Raw genomic sequence first — 14,793 nt, 5'->3', positions numbered from 1 at the left:
TTACTCCTGAGATTCGATGTGTGCGGCGGCGCTGGCGGGCGTGGTGGATGTACCCGCGCACTTGGCGATCAGCGCGCCGAGATGCGGCGGCTCCAGCAGGTCGAGACGACCGCTGCGGTCTTTGGCCGGGAAGCCGTAGGGGTTGACGGTGTGCGTGATGAAGGCTCGGTAAGAACTGCCGTCGTCGGCCTTGATCTCGGCCAGCGTCACGACCTCATCGACGATGCCGGGCAGCTCCAGACTGGTCTTGCTGCCTTCGATCTGTGGCACGAACACCTTGCGGTTGTAGTCATCGAGCCGTTCGTCGAGGATGGCGACGAACACCACGTTCTTGCCCCGGGCGTGCTGCAAGTGGGTCAGTGCGCCGATCATTTCCTGGCCGAGCAGGCCATAGGCGGCGCGCAGATCCGGCTTGCCGGAGCGGTCGCTGGTGGCACCGGGCTGCGTCTTGCACCACGCGAAGCACTGCCGGGACAGCTGCGTGATCGAGTCGAGAAAGAAGGTCTGATAGCGGTCGAGCTGCGTCGGGTCGCCGAACTTCTCGATGACGTGGTCGTAGTGAGCCTGCGAAAACGCGCTCTCCGGCGGCAGCGACTTGTCCGGGCCCGCGAGGAACACGAAGAAGTCGCGGCTCTCGGGCCACGATGCCGGACGGATGGTGTCGCCCGGCCAGTCGGCCACGGCGAGATCACCCGCCTCGATGTCGAGGAACAAGGTGGTGGCCGGGTCGAGGTCTTTGAGCCGGGTGGTCTTGCCGATGCCGGATTTGCCCAACATCAGCAGCTTCACGCCCTTGCGTTCAGCAAGTCGCTGTTGGGCAGAGATGATTGGAAGTGACATCACGCCACCTCCTTCAACTGCTCGGCGACGGCGGGATTCCAGAGGATCTGATAGCCGCTGTGGCCATTGCGCGAGTACGGCATGGCCTCGGCCCACGCTTCACCGGCCTCGGTCAGCTCCCACTCGTCGCGGTCGTTGCGGAACTGAAAACCGTGCGATGCCAGCATCTGGTTCGTGGCCTTGGCCGAACGGCTCAGCAGCTTGCCGAGTTGGGTGGCATTGAGCGCGCAGATCGGCTCATTGGTCGACGGCAGCGCGCGGCGCAACACCTCGGTGGTGATGCCAGTGTTCTCCTGAATGCAGGTCAAGGTTGCCGCTGCCGCGATGCCAGGCTTAACGCCCGGCACCTTCGCTATAGCCTCGCCGATCAGCAGAATCGCGGACACGCGGTCGTGAGTCGGTGTTGGCAGAGCCGCCAGCGCACTGGGGGCGGCGTAGCTGCCGGTCTTGCGGATCGCAGGCAATACCTCGCTGGTGACCCAACGCTTGAACCGCTTGGCGGCATCCTTGGTACTGCCGAGGATCAGGGCGTAGAGGCCCGACTCGTTGACATGGTTGGCGCGCTGCGTGCGTCCGAGGTTGTCGATGACCTCCAATTTCTGGAGATCATCGACATCGACGTGGGATTTGATCGCCTGAGACGGATTGCCCATCTCCAACGCATCGCAAACGTCGCTGGCGTTAAACCACGGCAGGCCAGCACCATCGACCTGGACACGCACGGCATGTGCTTCGAACTGAAATGGAATGATTGCACTCATGGCCATTACTCCGAATCAAGGGAAAGGGTGAAAGATGGCTTGCCGGAATCCACGGTGCGGGCGGCGGCGAACTGCTGTTGCAGCGCCGGGGGCCAGTTCGTGTAGCGGGACTCGGAGACGGACAACTTGATGTCGAGATAGCCCTCGACCTTCTCGCCAGAAGCCACGATGCGCTCGGCGATTTCGGCCAGTTGCTGCTGGTTCCAACTGACCTTCTTGGGCAGCTCGAACTTCAGATGCAGCGGGCCATCGCTGATGTGAGCGGTGCCAAAATCGCGGCCAGATTCACGCAGCGCGGCGCGGGCCAGCTCGCCGTAGCACTGATCAAGCGCAGCATCGAACTTGGTGCGGGCCTTCTTGAGCCAGTCGATGGCCGCGTCGAGGTTCTTGTCGATCTCGGCTTTCTGCGCGGGCGGCAGTGCGGCCAGTTGGCTGACGGACATCTCGGCGATGTCGGCGGGGAAGATGGTCAGATCGTTCATGGCCATCCTCCTCACTGGTACGCACGAGTGAAGCTGGAGTAACGCGAGACGCGTCGCTCGAAGGCTTCGATTTCGTGCAGGAGGTAGGTGACGCGGCGGCCGAGCTTGCAGTAGATCGGCCCGAGTTGTTCCTGACGCCAGCGGCGCAGGGTCTTGACGGAGAGCCCCCAGCGGATGGCGAGCTCGTTTTCGTCGAGGGCGATGCAGGTGACATCGCCAGGGTTGGGGCGGATGGGATTCCGACCGGTTTGGATTGCTGGTGCTTGGGTTTGCATTTCGATGTGCCTCCTAGATGAAATGGGCACATCGAAGTCTCCGCACAGGTTTATGGCCCGTGTCTGGTTCGATTTATGGGCGGGTTTATGGGTTGCGTCGTATCCGGTATTTGCCGCGCTTGACCAGGGCGATAACGTCCTCGCGCTCGGCCTTGCCACCGAAGGCATCGTCGAAGGATTGATAGCCGGTGTTGGCGATCCTGTTGACCTCTGCCCAAGAAACCTCAGGTGCGGCCTTACCGTCGGCACTCCACATCTGCTTGATGATCTTGGCCCGCTCCGCCGACAGCTCGCGCGATTCGGGGAAGTGAGGCAGCTTCAGTCGATTACCCTGGAAGAACTCCACCGGCTCCGGCGCACCACTGGGCGTGACATAGCCGTGCAGCACCCTGTCGAATGCGCTCGCGTCGAAAACGACTTGCCCGCAGTCCACGCGAACGAACTCGTCGAGCGCCCGGATCACATGGTCACGCGGCAACACGGCATGCGTTCGGCATGCCTGTAAAACCACGCCACTGCGTGGCCACACCGGGTCAGCCAGAACAGAAGATGTATCGGTGTCCGGTGCATGTGCCCACGCCCGCCCGACAAACACCGGGGCAAAATCATGCGTCCCGGCGACGCGCAGGTCGCCGAGATGCCAGAGATGATGTGGCGTGCGGCATGGGTGACTGGCGCGCCGCCGATCCTCGATGCCGATCAGTGATGCCAGCTCGGCCAGCCACGGCTCGATCTGGATGCCGCACAGCGCGATCTCGTTCAAGGGCTGCACGACAGTGCGCCCGTTCAAGGGGCTGCGATAGCGATAGCAGCCCGCATCCGGATCAGCCTCGATTTCGACCTCGCATTCGGAGTCGAGGAACGGGGCCATCACATGCGTGAGATAGCCCTCGTCGGTGATCCAGCCCCGTTGCAGGAACTGGGGCCAGTCACGACCGAGCGCGGTGGCCAGCACTGGTGTATCCAGGCTCGGCAGCCTGTCGATGGCTGCGAAGAAGCGCAGATGGAGTGACATCGTCGGCTTCTCCCTCAGAATTCGCTCAGTACGCCGATGCGGATCAGTTGCTCCAGCACGCGTTTGCGGTCGTCCTCCGTTTTGCTCTTGTCATTCAGACCGTTGGGGGCGGTGATCTGGACGGCAACGTTGTGGGCCTTGCGGTGGGGCTGCTTGGCCATGCGCATCACCAGCTTCACCTGCACCAGCGCGTACTGGCTCAGATCCTCGGCGCTGTAATCCTCGTAGGCGACCTGATAGATGTTGCGCCCATCGCGCCGGTCGCGGGTGATTTCCATCTTGCTTGCCAGTTGCCGGGCAACGGGTTTTCCACCCAGTTCCAGCAGCTGCTCAAAGGGCTTGGCCACCTTGACCTGCAGGATCGCGATGCTCTCGATGTCTGCGATGCGATCCTGTTCCAGCCGTTTGAGCATGGCCGATGTCGAGAACCCGAGCAGATCGAACTGGCGAATCGGCATGTCGTCAATCGCGCCTTCGTGCGCCAGCACCACATCACGGAAGATGGTGGCGAGTTCACGTCGCGCTTCACGGCTTTCGCAGAACACGGTCAGTGCACCGGTGGCCGGTTCCCAGGAAAAGCGCGCCGACATGGCTGCAGGCTCCTCGTGATCGACCACCTGACCATCTTCCACCTGCCGGTAATGCGCGGTGGAACCATTGAAGGTGGCGCACAGGGTATGCAGCTGCGTCAGAGATTCACCGTCTGCATCGGCGTCCTCGTCATGCTGTGCATGTGACAGGCCGTGCCGCACAAATTGCTCGATCAGGATTTGTTCCTTCGGCACATGTGGGAACAGCTCGGCAATCCGTGTACGCAGCGTTTCCTGGACGTCGTCGGCTTTCTGCGGCTCCACGCCCTTGGGGCCAAGGTAGTGGCTGGAGAAATGGTCGCTTTTCCACTGGCGGTGCATCACCTGTTCATGTTCGGCCTGATCGAATCGGGCTTCGCGACGAGCCCCGGCCTCGGGGAACTCTTGCAGGATGCACAGGTGCAGTGCGCGGCTGTGACGGTCGCTGGGCATTCCAAGAACTGCGGCATCGTCTTCGCGCCGCTCATCGAGCACCGACTGAACCGCCTGTGCGCCATAGTCATCACCGAGCAGGAGCACCCGCTCCACGACATTTTCGATGTGCTGGCGAATGGCAGCGTCCAGCTTGGCCGTGCAATGGAAAAATGCCTGCCGTGATTCGACTGGCAATTTGCCCTCGGCGGCATCGGCCAGCGCCTGCAGTTCCGGCAACTGTTCACCGCTGGCGCGTTCGAGCAGGCGCACCACCAACGCCGGACGCTTTACCTTGCGCAGCACATCGACGAAATGCTCCATCCCGGGCAGGATGGCGGGGCCGTCATCTGACCGATGCTCGCGCACTCGTTTCGAGGACGGTTGCTGATTGACCACTTTCTCCGGCTGAGCGGCGGTGGTTTGACCGGTAGGCATAGGCAAGCTCCTTCAACAAAGTGCGCGATTGCGCGAACAGTTAACTTCGGGATTCAAAAAATGCCGACGCGGAGTCGGCGTGGTGGGATGGATGAATGATCAGCGCAAGACGGCCTCCGGTCGGATCAAGCCGTAGCGCTGTAGGCGCACCTGCACAAAGCGCGGGTTGACGCCGAAATGCGTGGCCAGTGCTTTCTCCAGAAATTCCATATCGACTACGTCGGTGGCGGTGAGATGCAGGCTGATGCCGGGGATCTCCGGATCGAGCGAAGGGCCACGGTGGATGCTGACGTTGTATTGCGGGGCAAGTTCCTCCGCGGCTGCGCTCAAGAGCTGGCGCGGCACCAGTAAGGAGCCCATGAACTCATTGGCGCGCAGTTCTGCGAAATGAACGTCCGAGGTCTGGGCGGCCTTACCGACGGCTGGTGATTTCGCCAAATGTTCGCTGTCCGGTGTCGTGGTGCGGTAGGCGCGCTGCCCACAGGGTTCAAAGGCGTCGAACAGCCCTGGCCCTTTGCTGCCATCCATGATCCAGCCCGGCGCATCGAATACCGCATGGCCCAGTTCGTGGGCCAGCGTGCTGAGCGCCAACAGTCCACTGAGTTTTTCGCCGATGGGTGAGACGCACACCATTGCGGTGTCCGGGACGCCGGGGTCGTACTCGCAAATGCCGAAGACGTGGTTGCCTTGCTCGTCATGCACCTCGCACTCAGTGCTGACTTCGAGCGAGAAGTCGATACCGTTGATCTTCAGGCGGTCGATCTGGCGCAGCGTGTCGAAGGCAATGGCATCAACACCGCTCGCCACCAGTTGTTGGCGAGCCTGCGCGGCGAGGCCTTCGATTTCAACGTGCTTGATGAATTTGGGGCGCTTGCGGTCGCAATGCCGGTAGTCGAGGGTCAAAACCGGCATTCACTTCTTCTCCGTTACTTCCCGGCGGTACATCCGCACAACGTTACCCACATCCTCGCGCATGTCGGGCGGCAGACGGCTGGCCTCAACGAAAGCGTCGTCCGGATCGATGCCCAGGATCTCGGCTGCCTTGCGTATCAGTTCATCCTTGGGCGGTTTTTCCATATCGCGCTCGATACGTGACCAGTAGGCAGGCGAAATCTCGAGCTGACGCGCAAACTCGTTCATCTGGATGTTCTTCTCTTCGCGCTGCTTGCGAATGAAGGCTCCGAAAGGCATTGGTGTTTCCTAATTGCGTGATTGGTTAATGGAGTGATCGTACTGCTCCACCTCAAGGTCGTCAACTGTTTAGTTAACGCGAAACTGGCTCGATTGCCCGGAATTGCCATCCGCTTCGGAAGATCAGGCTCACTATCCATGACGGTTGCAATTCCTCGGAGCCGTCATGAAGAACCTCGAACTTGCATCTCCCTCGGAGATGTCCGCCAGTGCCCGCGCTGGTGAAATCACTGCCATCCTTGCGGCCGCCGTCGTCCGCACCGCTGTCGCAGAAGCGCCAAAACAGAGAGAAGTTGGCCTTGGCTTCCTGCCCAACCAGCGCGTTCATACAACCCCCTATCAACAGGAGAAGTTGTAATGAACGAGAAACAAGCATCCGTCGCCGCGCAGATCGCGGAGCTGTCCAGTCTGCCCATCGGGGAGCTTTGGCTAGTGTGGGATCGGTACTTCAGCAGCCGTCCCATCAACCCCAACCGTGCTTTTATCGAGTCGCGCATCGCCTACAAGATGCAGGAGGAGGCATTCGGCGGTTTGTCGAACAACACCCGCCAGCGGCTGGAAGCCATCGGTGCCAAGCATTCCAAGATCAAGCTGCGGGCGCGGCCACGCGACATCAACTTTGCGCCCGGCACTGTCCTGCTGCGTGAATGGGGCGAGCGTGAGCACAAGGTGGTGGTCACCGCCGACGGCCTGTTCGAGTACGAGGGCAGCACCTTCAAGAGTCTGACCGCCGTGGCTCGGCAGATCACCGGCACGCACTGGTCGGGACCGCTGTTCTTCGGCCTGAACGGCAAGGCAGGTGCGCAATGAGCGACGTCAGCCAGATTGCCTCTCCCAAAGCGCGCAAACGCTGCGCGGTCTACTGCCGGGTGTCGTCGGATGAGCGCCTCGATCAGGAATTCAACTCCATCGATGCGCAGAAGGAGGCGGGCCACGCCTACGTCGCCAGCCAGCGCGCCGAGGGTTGGATTCCGGTGGCCGACGACTACGACGACCCTGGGTTTTCCGGCGGTAACACGGATCGGCCCGGGCTGAAGCGCCTGATGGCCGATATCGAACGCGGCCAGATTGACATCGTGGTGGTCTACAAGATCGACCGCCTGACGCGCAGCCTGGCTGACTTCTCCAAGATGGTCGAGGTATTCGAGCGCCACGGCGTGTCGTTCGTGTCAGTCACGCAGCAGTTCAATACCACCACATCGATGGGGCGGCTGATGCTGAACGTGCTGTTGTCCTTCGCCCAGTTCGAACGCGAGGTCACCGGCGAGCGCATCCGCGACAAGATTGCGGCGGCCAAGCGTAAAGGCATGTGGATGGGCGGCGTGCCCACCCTGGGATACGACGTCGAGAACCGCCTGCTGGTCATCAATGAAACCGAGGCGGCGGTGGTGCGGCGTATTTTCGAGGAAATGCTCACCATAGGTTCACCGACAAAGATCGCCGCCAACCTGACCGCCGAGGGCATCACCACCAAGGCCTGGATAACGCAGGATGGCCAGATGCGCAAGGGCGCGCAGATCGACAAGAAATATCTGCACAAGATATTGCGCAACCGCATTTTCCTTGGCGAAATCTCCCACAAGGGCAAATGGTTCCCCGGCGTGCATGCGGCCATCATCGACCCCGGCCTGTGGGGCCGCGTCCACGAGGTGCTGGCCAAGGATTCGCATGGGCGTGCGGTGGAAACAAAAATCCGGTCGCGCACCGACGCATTGCTGCGCGGGCTGTTATACGCGCCATCGGGCGAGCGGATGTACCCGACCTATTCGCGCAAGAATGGGCGCAAGTATCACTACTACGTGTCCAAATCGGAAAACCGCTTCGGCGCACCGGGCAAGAACTACGAACGTCTGCCAGCGCCAGAGATCGAGGGCGCAGTGGTGGCCCAGATCCGCACGGTGCTGACCAGCCCGGAGTCTGTCGCATCGGTGGTGCGGCATATCCAGCGCAACGGTGCTCAGATCGACGAAGCCGCCACGGTAATGGCGATGGGGCGGCTCAACAACGTGTGGGATCAACTGTTCCCGGTCGAACGCCACCGCATCACCAACCTGATGATCGAACGCATCGACCTCGTCCACGCGGGCGAGGTACAGGGCATCAAGGTGAAATGGCGCGAGATCGGCTGGAACGCACTGATCGAGGAATTCGCCCCTGACAGCATCGGTGCCGAGCTTCTTGAGGTGGAAGCCTGATGGACGACTCGATGGAAACCTTCGTGCCTCTGACGTTTCGTCGTCGGGGCGTCCAGCGCGTGGTCACCGACAAGCGCAGTGTCCATGACGTCACGCTGATCGACGGGCTGGCCCGCGCCTTTTACTGGCAACACCTGTTGGACACTGGGGCAATGCAAAGCGGTGCCGCCATCGCACGCGCCGAAAAATTGCACCACTCGGTGGTCAACGAACTGCTGCGTATGACACTGCTGGCTCCCGACATCATCGAACGGTTCATGGCTGGCCAGCAGCCACGGCGGCTGACGTTGATGTGGTTCCAGCGAAACCGCCTGATGGTCGATTGGCACGCCCAGCGCCAGCTCATGGCTAGTTTCGAGGAGGACGTATGAGCAAAAAACATCGCGGCCAAGTAAAGGGCGACCCGGTCACGTACCAGACGCCGTTGCCCGCTGGTGGCGTGCAGATGGAAACCTTCCTGCCCTGGACGCTGGTGCGCCGGGGTCTGAAGAAGCAGGTCATCACGCCATTGGATGCGCCACAGGAATTTCTGGACGAAGCCCTCCGCGAGCAACAGGTGCGCGAAATCAACCAGGACACTCCCTTGATGCGGGCCTTGGGCCTCGCGCACCACTGGCTACGCCTGCTGGACGAAGGGCGAGCCGCGTCGGTGACTGATATCGCCGAAGCCGAGGGCATGGACGTGACGCAGGTGCGCCGGATCATGCGATTGACTCTATTGGCTCCAACGGTTGTTGAGCGACTGGTAGGCTCGCATAGTATTGTGTTGGAGCAAATAGTGCGTCGTTCGTGGCCATCTAGCTGGCATGATCAGATTCGAAATCTGGTGTAGTACGGATGATTTTTCAAACTTGGCAACAATGTGTGGTGGCTAGCAAAATCGCGTAGGTTGTCGGATTTAATACACAACTACAAACGGAGGCTTCTACGAAACCAAAAGCTGCCATTCTCGTGCGCCCCCGCATCTATATTGGAGATGGTATCGCCATTGGCCCGGGCAAGATTGACCTGCTGCGCCAGATTGGCGAGACACGCTCCATTTCAGCTGCTGCCCGGGCGCTTGGCTTGCCCTACAAACGGGCTTGGTTGCTCATCGAATCACTCAATCAGGGCTTCGGGCATCCGGTTGTCGAAACCGCGACAGGCGGAAAGGGTGGCGGCGGCGCATTGCTGACAATGCTCGGGCAGCAACTTATAGAGCGGTACGACACCCTTGAAGCCCGTCTAAACGCCAATGCAGGCAAAGAGCTACAGGCTCTTTGTGACTTGGCTGATTAATACTTTCTTGATTTTGGGCATGGCTTGGCATGAGTAATGCTGTATGCTTTTCGTTATGTCATTTTTGACTTAACGGTGTAGCAAACCCGACAAAGCGAATGCGACGGGTTGCATTTCAGACTTGAGACTGCCCAACCAAACAAGAAGGAAGCCTGCCCATGAAACTCTTGCGCCCCTTGCTGCTCGCCTGCTCATTGTTGTTCATGGCGACCGCCCATGCAGAGAAAACCACCATCGCGGCGGCGGCTGACCTCAAGTTCGCGATGGACGAGATCGTCGCCACCTTCAAGAAGGCGAACCCGGCCGATGAAGTGGAGGTCATCTACGGATCGTCGGGCAAGTTCCACACCCAGATTCAACAGGGCGCGCCCTACGACCTGTACTTCTCGGCAGACATCGGCTTTCCTCGTGAATTGGCCAAGGCAGGCCTCGCTGCCTCCGAGGTTAGGCCCTATGCATTCGGTCGCATCGTGTTGTGGAGTGCAAGCTTGGACGCAACCAAGATGACACTGGCGAGCCTGGCCGACCCAAAGATCACGCGCATTGCCATCGCCAATCCCAAGCACGCACCCTATGGCAAACGGGCCGAAGAGGCGCTACGAGCTTCCGGACTGTGGGAGAAGATCGAGCCCAAGCTGGTCTACGGTGAGAACATCGCCCATACCGCCCAGTTCGTGCAGACCGGCAATGCGCAGGTCGGCATTGTTGCGCTGGCCTTGGCGATCAGCCCTGAACTCGCGAACAAAGGGGGCTACTGGCTGATCCCGGATAATCTGCACGAGCCGCTGGAGCAGGGCTTTGTCATCACCAAGCGCGCCGAGGGAAATGCCTTGGCCCGCCGTTTCGCCGACTACATGAGCAGTAAGCCTGCTCGCGCAGTAATGACCAAGTATGGTTTCGTCCTCCCGGGCGAAGTTGCCAGCAAGTAAGGCGTAGTCCATGCGTGCACCGACTCGCAACGGCAAAAGCTTCGTGGCCGGATCGTTGATCGGTACGCTGGGTGGCCTGATCGGACTGGGTGGTGCTGAGTTCCGCCTTCCGGTGCTGATCGGGGCCTTCCGGCTCGGTACCCTCGAAGCTGTCATTCTCAACAAGGCCATGAGCCTCGTCGTGGTCACAGCCGCATTGTTGTTTCGCGGAGGCACGATTTCCCCCAGCATCCTGGCCGTTCACCTCGATGTCGTGCTGAACCTGCTTGCAGGCAGTATGGTCGGTGCGTGGTGGGCGGCAGGCCACGCAATTACGCTGCCCCGGCACTGGCTCAATCGCATCATCATGGTGCTGCTGGTCGGCTTGTCGCTTGTGCTGCTTTCGGAGGCATGGGCCGGTGTACATGACGGCAGCGCGCCGTTGTTCGAGGCTGAACCGCTGCGCTGGCTGGCCGGGTTAGTCGCTGGGTTGGGAATCGGAATGGTGGCCGCGCTGCTTGGTGTGGCGGGAGGCGAGCTGCTGATCCCGACCATCGTTCTGCTCTACGGCCTGGACATCAAACTCGCAGGCAGCCTGTCATTGATGGTGAGCCTGCCCACCATGATCGTCGGCTTCACCCGCTACGCCCGTGCCGATGCCTTCGCTGTATTACGCCAGGAGCGAGCATTGATGGTGTGGATGGTGACGGGATCGATTCTCGGGGCCGCCATCGGTGGCATGCTGCTTGGTTTGGTGCCGACGGGTTTGCTGATGGGCCTGCTCGGGGTTGTCTTGCTGGTGTCTGCCGTCAAGACTTTCCAGCACGCGCATTGAGGGGGCTGGATGCTGACATCGAATGACTGGCAAGCACTTTGGTTGACCGTTCGTCTAGCCGGGATCGTGACGGCCATCCTGCTGGTAGTTGGCACACCCATCGCTTGGTGGCTCGCACGTACAAAAGCCTGGTGGAAGGGGCCTGTTGGCGCTGTGGTCGCGCTACCTCTGGTGCTGCCACCCTCGGTGCTAGGCTTTTATTTGTTGCTGGCGATGGGGCCGAACGGGCCTATCGGTCAGCTGACTCAGGCGCTGGGGCTGGGGCCTTTGCCCTTTACCTTCTGGGGACTGGTCTTGGCCTCGGTCTTCTATTCGATGCCTTTCATGGTGCAGCCGTTGCAAACGGCCTTCGAGGCGGTCGGCGACCGCCCCTTGGAAGTAGCGGCAACTTTGCGCGCCTCGCCACTCAATGCCTTTTTCACTGTCGCCGTTCCTTTGGCCGCGCCGGGTTTTCTGACGGCATCGATCCTCACCTTCGCACACACCGTCGGCGAGTTCGGCGTGGTGCTAATGATCGGCGGCAACCTACCCGGCGTGACCCGCGTGGCCTCGGTGCAAATCTACGATCACGTGGAGGCTCTGGAGTACATGCAGGCGCACCGTCTCGCGGCGGTGATGCTGATCTTCTCTTTCCTCGTGCTGCTGGCCTTATACGCTTGGCGGCCAAGTCCGAAGAAAGGTGGGTGACGTGTCAAGCATCGAAGCGCGTTTTCGACTCGACTGGCCGGGTTTTTCACTCGACGTGGATCTCAATCTGCCTGGACGGGGAGTGACCGCGCTATTCGGACATTCCGGGTCGGGCAAGACAACGCTGCTACGCTGCATTGCGGGCTTGGAGCGTGCTTCGCAGGGGCGGCTTATCGTAGATGGCGAGGTGTGGCAGGACGCAGGACTCTGGGTGCCAACACACAAGCGGCCTATCGGTTATGTGTTCCAAGAGGCCAGCCTGTTCTCACACTTGTCGGTGCTGGGCAACTTGCGCTACGGCCTGAATCGCATTAACGACGAACAGCGCGTCAGTCTGGATCAGGCCATCGAGCTGCTGGGTATCGGCTATCTGCTAGAGCGCAAGCCGGATCGTTTGTCCGGTGGTGAGCGCCAGCGGGTCGGCATCGCCCGTGCGCTAGCTGTCAGTCCACGCCTACTGCTGATGGACGAGCCGCTGGCCGCGCTGGATCTGAAGCGCAAGCGGGAAATCCTGCCCTACCTAGAGCGATTGCACGACGAGTTGGATGTCCCGATCTTTTATGTCAGCCATTCCCCAGACGAGGTGGCGCGACTGGCCGATCATCTGGTGGCGATGGAAGGCGGGAGGGTGCAGGCCAGCGGGTCGCTGGCTGAAACGCTGGCTCGCCTCGATTTGCCGATCCGGTTGGGCGAGGATGCTGGAGCAATCCTCAATGCTACCGTGGGCGCAGTAGACAAGGAATGGCACTTGGCGCGAGTGGACTTTACTGGCGGCAGTTTGTGGGCGCGCGATCACGGTCTGGCTATCGGTCGACACGTCCGGGTGCGCATCTTGGCGCGTGACGTGAGTCTTGCCGAACAGCCTGGAGACAGCAGTATTCAGAACGTACTGCGTGGGCAAATCGATGCTGTGGGTGATGACGAGCATCCTGGCGTGGCATTGGTGCGTGTCCGGATTGGTGCAGAAATCATTCTGGCGAGGCTAACCAAGAGAGCGGTCAATGCTCTGAACGTGATTCCAGGGCGAGAGCTCTGGGTACAGGTGAAATCGGTAGCGCTACTGGAATAGCTACCCCCAAAGCGGCTGCGCTCTCGGTCGTCACCACTACAGGAGTTGCCGACAACAACCGACAGCTTCTAAACCCGCGCCAATAGTGGAAGTGGCCTCAAGAACGCTCGCGTGATGACCAGAGAAAACGGAGAACAGAGAGGCATTGGCGGGCGCGAAAACGCGGGGGGTTGGGCGATGGCGCTCGCGAGGGTTGGGCCGGAAGCCGCGCCAACACAGGCGTTTCGGGCAAAAAAAATCCCAACCGATAAGGGTTGGGATTTTGGTAAATGGTGGAGCCGGCGGGAGTCGAACCCGCGTCCGAAAGCCCTCCACGAAGAGTTCTACATGCGTAGTCTGGCTCATTTAAGTACTTTTGACCGGTGACACGCCAACCGACGGGCTTGGCACCAGCGAGTTACCTTAGGTTTAACCCCGTCCCAAGTAACCCGAGCCGAGGCGATCCCATCTAAATGACTCTGCTACCGGTTGCCCGGCCTACCCGATGGGAGGGAATAGTGCAGAGTCCGGCTTAAGCAGCCAGAGCGTAGTCTTGGTCGTTTGCGACTAAGAATTTTCAGCGTTTTACGGGGTGACTGAAATCCCGGCATGCCCTCATCCGCTTTGTAACCCCCGTCGAAACCATGGCGGCCCCAGATGTAGCAAGCCGAGTATACCGCGTTTGGCGCTGAAGGGCATCGGCCGTGGCGGCTTCGATGACGAGGCCGATCGGCGACAAGCGCCGGTGCGACCAAAGTTTGTGCAGGATGGAGGCGGCTTGTCCCGCTTCGGTTTATCGTGGGGCACTGGCCCGGTCCGGGCGATGCAGGAGAGTGTGAATGTTCAAGGCGGTATATCTGACACGGGATGACGGGTTCAGGGCGCAGCTTGCGGAGCTCGACGAGGCGTCGTTGCCGGCGGAGGGCGTGAGCCTGCGCGTCGAGTATTCGACGCTCAACTACAAGGATGCGCAGGCGCTGACCGACAGCGGACCGGTGGTGCGGCAGTTTCCGATGGTTGCCGGCGTTGATGCGGTCGGGACGGTGCTCGAGTCGGATTCGCTCGATTTCGCGCCGGGCGAGAAGGTGATCCTCAACGGCTGGGGCTGCGGCGAGACGACCTGGGGCGCGCTGGCACAACGCGCCCGGGTGCCGGCCGAGGGGCTGGTGCGGCTGCCGGCAGGGCTGGCCGCGCATGATGCGATGGCACTCGGCACCGCCGGCTATACGGCGATGCTGTGCGTGCAGGCGCTGAAGACGCACGGCCTGACGCCCGGGGGCGGGCCGGTGCTGGTGACTGGCGCGACCGGCGGGGTCGGTTCGGTGGCGGTGATGCTGCTGGCCAAGCTGGGCTTCGAGGTCGTTGCGGTGACCGGCAAGCCGGATGCGGCCGATTACCTTCGCACGCTCGGCGCCGCCGAGATCGTCGACCGGGCCGGCTTGTCGGGCGCCGGCAAGCCGCTGCAGAAGGAGCGCTGGGCCGGCGTCGTCGATTCGGTCGGCAGTCATGTACTGGCGAACGCTTGCGCGCAGGTGCGGCGCGACGGCGCGGTGGCGGCGTGCGGCCTGGCCGGCGGGATGGATTTTCCGGCGACGGTGGCGCCATTCATTCTGCGGGGCGTGACGCTGTACGGGGTCGACAGCGTGTATGCCCCAAGGGCGCAGCGCCAGGCGGCGTGGGACTTGCTCGCCGGGCTGATCGATCCGGTCTTGCTTGCAAGTACCAGCACCGAGATCGGCCTGGCCGAGACCTTTGCTGCGGCGGCCGACATCATCGCCGGCCGCCATCGTGGCCGGTTCATTGTCGACGTCCATCGCTGAGATGCGGTCTCATTGAAAA

Annotated in this window: 19 protein-coding genes and 1 other RNA gene; 11 read left to right on the top strand and 9 right to left on the bottom strand. The window is 61.3% G+C overall.

Annotation, left to right across the window (positions count from 1 at the left end; translation table 11 throughout):
- The 8 genes from BJP62_RS04900 to BJP62_RS04865 form a co-directional block, all read right to left on the bottom strand.
- Positions 1–840, bottom strand: coding sequence for an ATP-binding protein (locus BJP62_RS04900; RefSeq protein ID WP_070527255.1), 840 nt, complete (start codon positions 838–840; stop codon positions 1–3).
- Positions 840–1,601: a BRO family protein gene (locus tag BJP62_RS04895; RefSeq protein WP_070532311.1), complete on the bottom strand. Its 762-nt coding sequence runs from the start codon at positions 1,599–1,601 to the stop codon at positions 840–842. The genes BJP62_RS04900 and BJP62_RS04895 overlap by 1 nt, the downstream gene beginning before the upstream one ends.
- 5 nt (positions 1,602–1,606) lie before the next feature.
- A complete protein-coding gene (locus BJP62_RS04890; RefSeq protein ID WP_070527252.1) occupies positions 1,607–2,083 on the bottom strand; it encodes a hypothetical protein in 477 nt (158 codons plus the stop codon).
- Positions 2,084–2,094: 11 nt separating this feature from the next.
- Positions 2,095–2,358: an AlpA family transcriptional regulator gene (locus tag BJP62_RS04885; protein ID WP_070527249.1), complete on the bottom strand. Its 264-nt coding sequence runs from the start codon at positions 2,356–2,358 to the stop codon at positions 2,095–2,097.
- 85 nt (positions 2,359–2,443) lie between these two features.
- Positions 2,444–3,373, bottom strand: coding sequence for a hypothetical protein (locus tag BJP62_RS04880; protein WP_070527246.1), 930 nt, complete (start codon positions 3,371–3,373; stop codon positions 2,444–2,446).
- 14 nt (positions 3,374–3,387) lie between these two features.
- Entirely contained in the window at positions 3,388–4,812 is a 1,425-nt protein-coding gene (locus BJP62_RS04875) for a hypothetical protein (RefSeq protein ID WP_070527243.1), read from the bottom strand.
- A gap of 99 nt (positions 4,813–4,911) precedes the next feature.
- Positions 4,912–5,724 carry an ImmA/IrrE family metallo-endopeptidase gene (locus tag BJP62_RS04870; RefSeq protein WP_070527240.1) on the bottom strand — a complete coding sequence of 271 codons (813 nt, stop codon included), beginning with the start codon at positions 5,722–5,724 and terminating at the stop codon, positions 4,912–4,914.
- Positions 5,725–6,003: a helix-turn-helix domain-containing protein gene (locus BJP62_RS04865; RefSeq protein WP_070527237.1), complete on the bottom strand. Its 279-nt coding sequence runs from the start codon at positions 6,001–6,003 to the stop codon at positions 5,725–5,727. It lies immediately after the preceding gene.
- Between the two features lie 166 nt (positions 6,004–6,169).
- On the opposite strand from BJP62_RS04865, the gene BJP62_RS04860 reads away from it, so the two are divergent.
- From BJP62_RS04860 to modC, 10 genes are all read left to right on the top strand, one after another.
- Positions 6,170–6,361 (top strand): hypothetical protein, encoded by a 192-nt coding sequence (locus BJP62_RS04860; protein WP_070527235.1) that lies wholly within the window; start codon positions 6,170–6,172, stop codon positions 6,359–6,361.
- Positions 6,361–6,813: a DUF2924 domain-containing protein gene (locus BJP62_RS04855; RefSeq protein ID WP_070527233.1), complete on the top strand. Its 453-nt coding sequence runs from the start codon at positions 6,361–6,363 to the stop codon at positions 6,811–6,813. Before BJP62_RS04860 ends, BJP62_RS04855 begins: the two co-directional genes overlap by 1 nt.
- Complete coding sequence (locus BJP62_RS04850; RefSeq protein ID WP_070527230.1) at positions 6,810–8,198, top strand: recombinase family protein; 1,389 nt, start codon at positions 6,810–6,812, stop codon at positions 8,196–8,198. The genes BJP62_RS04855 and BJP62_RS04850 overlap by 4 nt, the downstream gene beginning before the upstream one ends.
- Positions 8,198–8,569, top strand: coding sequence for a site-specific recombinase resolvase (locus BJP62_RS04845; RefSeq protein WP_070527228.1), 372 nt, complete (start codon positions 8,198–8,200; stop codon positions 8,567–8,569). The genes BJP62_RS04850 and BJP62_RS04845 overlap by 1 nt, the downstream gene beginning before the upstream one ends.
- Positions 8,566–9,030 carry a hypothetical protein gene (locus BJP62_RS04840; RefSeq protein WP_070527226.1) on the top strand — a complete coding sequence of 155 codons (465 nt, stop codon included), beginning with the start codon at positions 8,566–8,568 and terminating at the stop codon, positions 9,028–9,030. The genes BJP62_RS04845 and BJP62_RS04840 overlap by 4 nt, the downstream gene beginning before the upstream one ends.
- Positions 9,031–9,149: 119 nt before the next feature.
- Positions 9,150–9,476, top strand: a complete 327-nt coding sequence (locus tag BJP62_RS04835; RefSeq protein WP_070527224.1) for a winged helix-turn-helix domain-containing protein — start codon at positions 9,150–9,152, stop codon at positions 9,474–9,476.
- A 158-nt stretch (positions 9,477–9,634) separates the two neighbouring features.
- Positions 9,635–10,405 (top strand): molybdate ABC transporter substrate-binding protein, encoded by a 771-nt coding sequence (modA, locus tag BJP62_RS04830; protein WP_070527221.1) that lies wholly within the window; start codon positions 9,635–9,637, stop codon positions 10,403–10,405.
- 10 nt (positions 10,406–10,415) lie between these two features.
- Positions 10,416–11,219 carry a sulfite exporter TauE/SafE family protein gene (locus BJP62_RS04825; RefSeq protein WP_070527219.1) on the top strand — a complete coding sequence of 268 codons (804 nt, stop codon included), beginning with the start codon at positions 10,416–10,418 and terminating at the stop codon, positions 11,217–11,219.
- 9 nt (positions 11,220–11,228) lie between these two features.
- A complete protein-coding gene (gene modB, locus BJP62_RS04820) occupies positions 11,229–11,906 on the top strand; it encodes a molybdate ABC transporter permease subunit (protein WP_070527217.1) in 678 nt (225 codons plus the stop codon).
- 1 nt (position 11,907) lies between these two features.
- On the top strand, positions 11,908–12,975 hold the full coding sequence (modC, locus tag BJP62_RS04815) for a molybdenum ABC transporter ATP-binding protein (RefSeq protein WP_070527214.1): 1,068 nt from the start codon (positions 11,908–11,910) through the stop codon (positions 12,973–12,975).
- A 270-nt stretch (positions 12,976–13,245) separates the two neighbouring features.
- Here the strand turns inward: modC and ssrA are convergent.
- Positions 13,246–13,609: a transfer-messenger RNA gene (gene ssrA, locus BJP62_RS04810) on the bottom strand.
- Positions 13,610–13,793: 184 nt separating this feature from the next.
- Here ssrA and BJP62_RS04805 point away from each other — a divergent pair.
- Positions 13,794–14,774: an MDR family oxidoreductase gene (locus BJP62_RS04805; RefSeq protein WP_070527211.1), complete on the top strand. Its 981-nt coding sequence runs from the start codon at positions 13,794–13,796 to the stop codon at positions 14,772–14,774.
- Positions 14,775–14,793: the final 19 nt, after the last annotated feature.

The sequence above is a fragment of the Jeongeupia sp. USM3 genome (assembly GCF_001808185.1).
In the GTDB taxonomy this organism is placed as follows: domain Bacteria; phylum Pseudomonadota; class Gammaproteobacteria; order Burkholderiales; family Chitinibacteraceae; genus Jeongeupia.
This window is presented reverse-complemented; position numbering and strand designations above follow the sequence as displayed.

Bases quoted from the DNA above. Each gene is read 5' to 3' on its own strand.
- BJP62_RS04860 (WP_070527235.1), top strand. From the start codon at position 6,170: ATGAAGAACCTCGAACTTGCATCTCCCTCGGAGATGTCCGCCAGTGCC.
- BJP62_RS04865 (WP_070527237.1), bottom strand. From the start codon at position 6,003: ATGCCTTTCGGAGCCTTCATTCGCAAGCAGCGCGAAGAGAAGAACATC.
- BJP62_RS04850 (WP_070527230.1), top strand. From the start codon at position 6,810: ATGAGCGACGTCAGCCAGATTGCCTCTCCCAAAGCGCGCAAACGCTGC.
- BJP62_RS04855 (WP_070527233.1), top strand. From the start codon at position 6,361: ATGAACGAGAAACAAGCATCCGTCGCCGCGCAGATCGCGGAGCTGTCC.
- BJP62_RS04880 (WP_070527246.1), bottom strand. From the start codon at position 3,373: ATGTCACTCCATCTGCGCTTCTTCGCAGCCATCGACAGGCTGCCGAGC.
- BJP62_RS04875 (WP_070527243.1), bottom strand. From the start codon at position 4,812: ATGCCTACCGGTCAAACCACCGCCGCTCAGCCGGAGAAAGTGGTCAAT.
- BJP62_RS04885 (WP_070527249.1), bottom strand. From the start codon at position 2,358: ATGCAAACCCAAGCACCAGCAATCCAAACCGGTCGGAATCCCATCCGC.
- BJP62_RS04900 (WP_070527255.1), bottom strand. From the start codon at position 840: ATGTCACTTCCAATCATCTCTGCCCAACAGCGACTTGCTGAACGCAAG.
- BJP62_RS04840 (WP_070527226.1), top strand. From the start codon at position 8,566: ATGAGCAAAAAACATCGCGGCCAAGTAAAGGGCGACCCGGTCACGTAC.
- modB (WP_070527217.1), top strand. From the start codon at position 11,229: ATGCTGACATCGAATGACTGGCAAGCACTTTGGTTGACCGTTCGTCTA.
- BJP62_RS04845 (WP_070527228.1), top strand. From the start codon at position 8,198: ATGGACGACTCGATGGAAACCTTCGTGCCTCTGACGTTTCGTCGTCGG.
- BJP62_RS04895 (WP_070532311.1), bottom strand. From the start codon at position 1,601: ATGAGTGCAATCATTCCATTTCAGTTCGAAGCACATGCCGTGCGTGTC.
- BJP62_RS04870 (WP_070527240.1), bottom strand. From the start codon at position 5,724: ATGCCGGTTTTGACCCTCGACTACCGGCATTGCGACCGCAAGCGCCCC.
- BJP62_RS04825 (WP_070527219.1), top strand. From the start codon at position 10,416: ATGCGTGCACCGACTCGCAACGGCAAAAGCTTCGTGGCCGGATCGTTG.
- BJP62_RS04890 (WP_070527252.1), bottom strand. From the start codon at position 2,083: ATGAACGATCTGACCATCTTCCCCGCCGACATCGCCGAGATGTCCGTC.
- modA (WP_070527221.1), top strand. From the start codon at position 9,635: ATGAAACTCTTGCGCCCCTTGCTGCTCGCCTGCTCATTGTTGTTCATG.
- BJP62_RS04805 (WP_070527211.1), top strand. From the start codon at position 13,794: ATGTTCAAGGCGGTATATCTGACACGGGATGACGGGTTCAGGGCGCAG.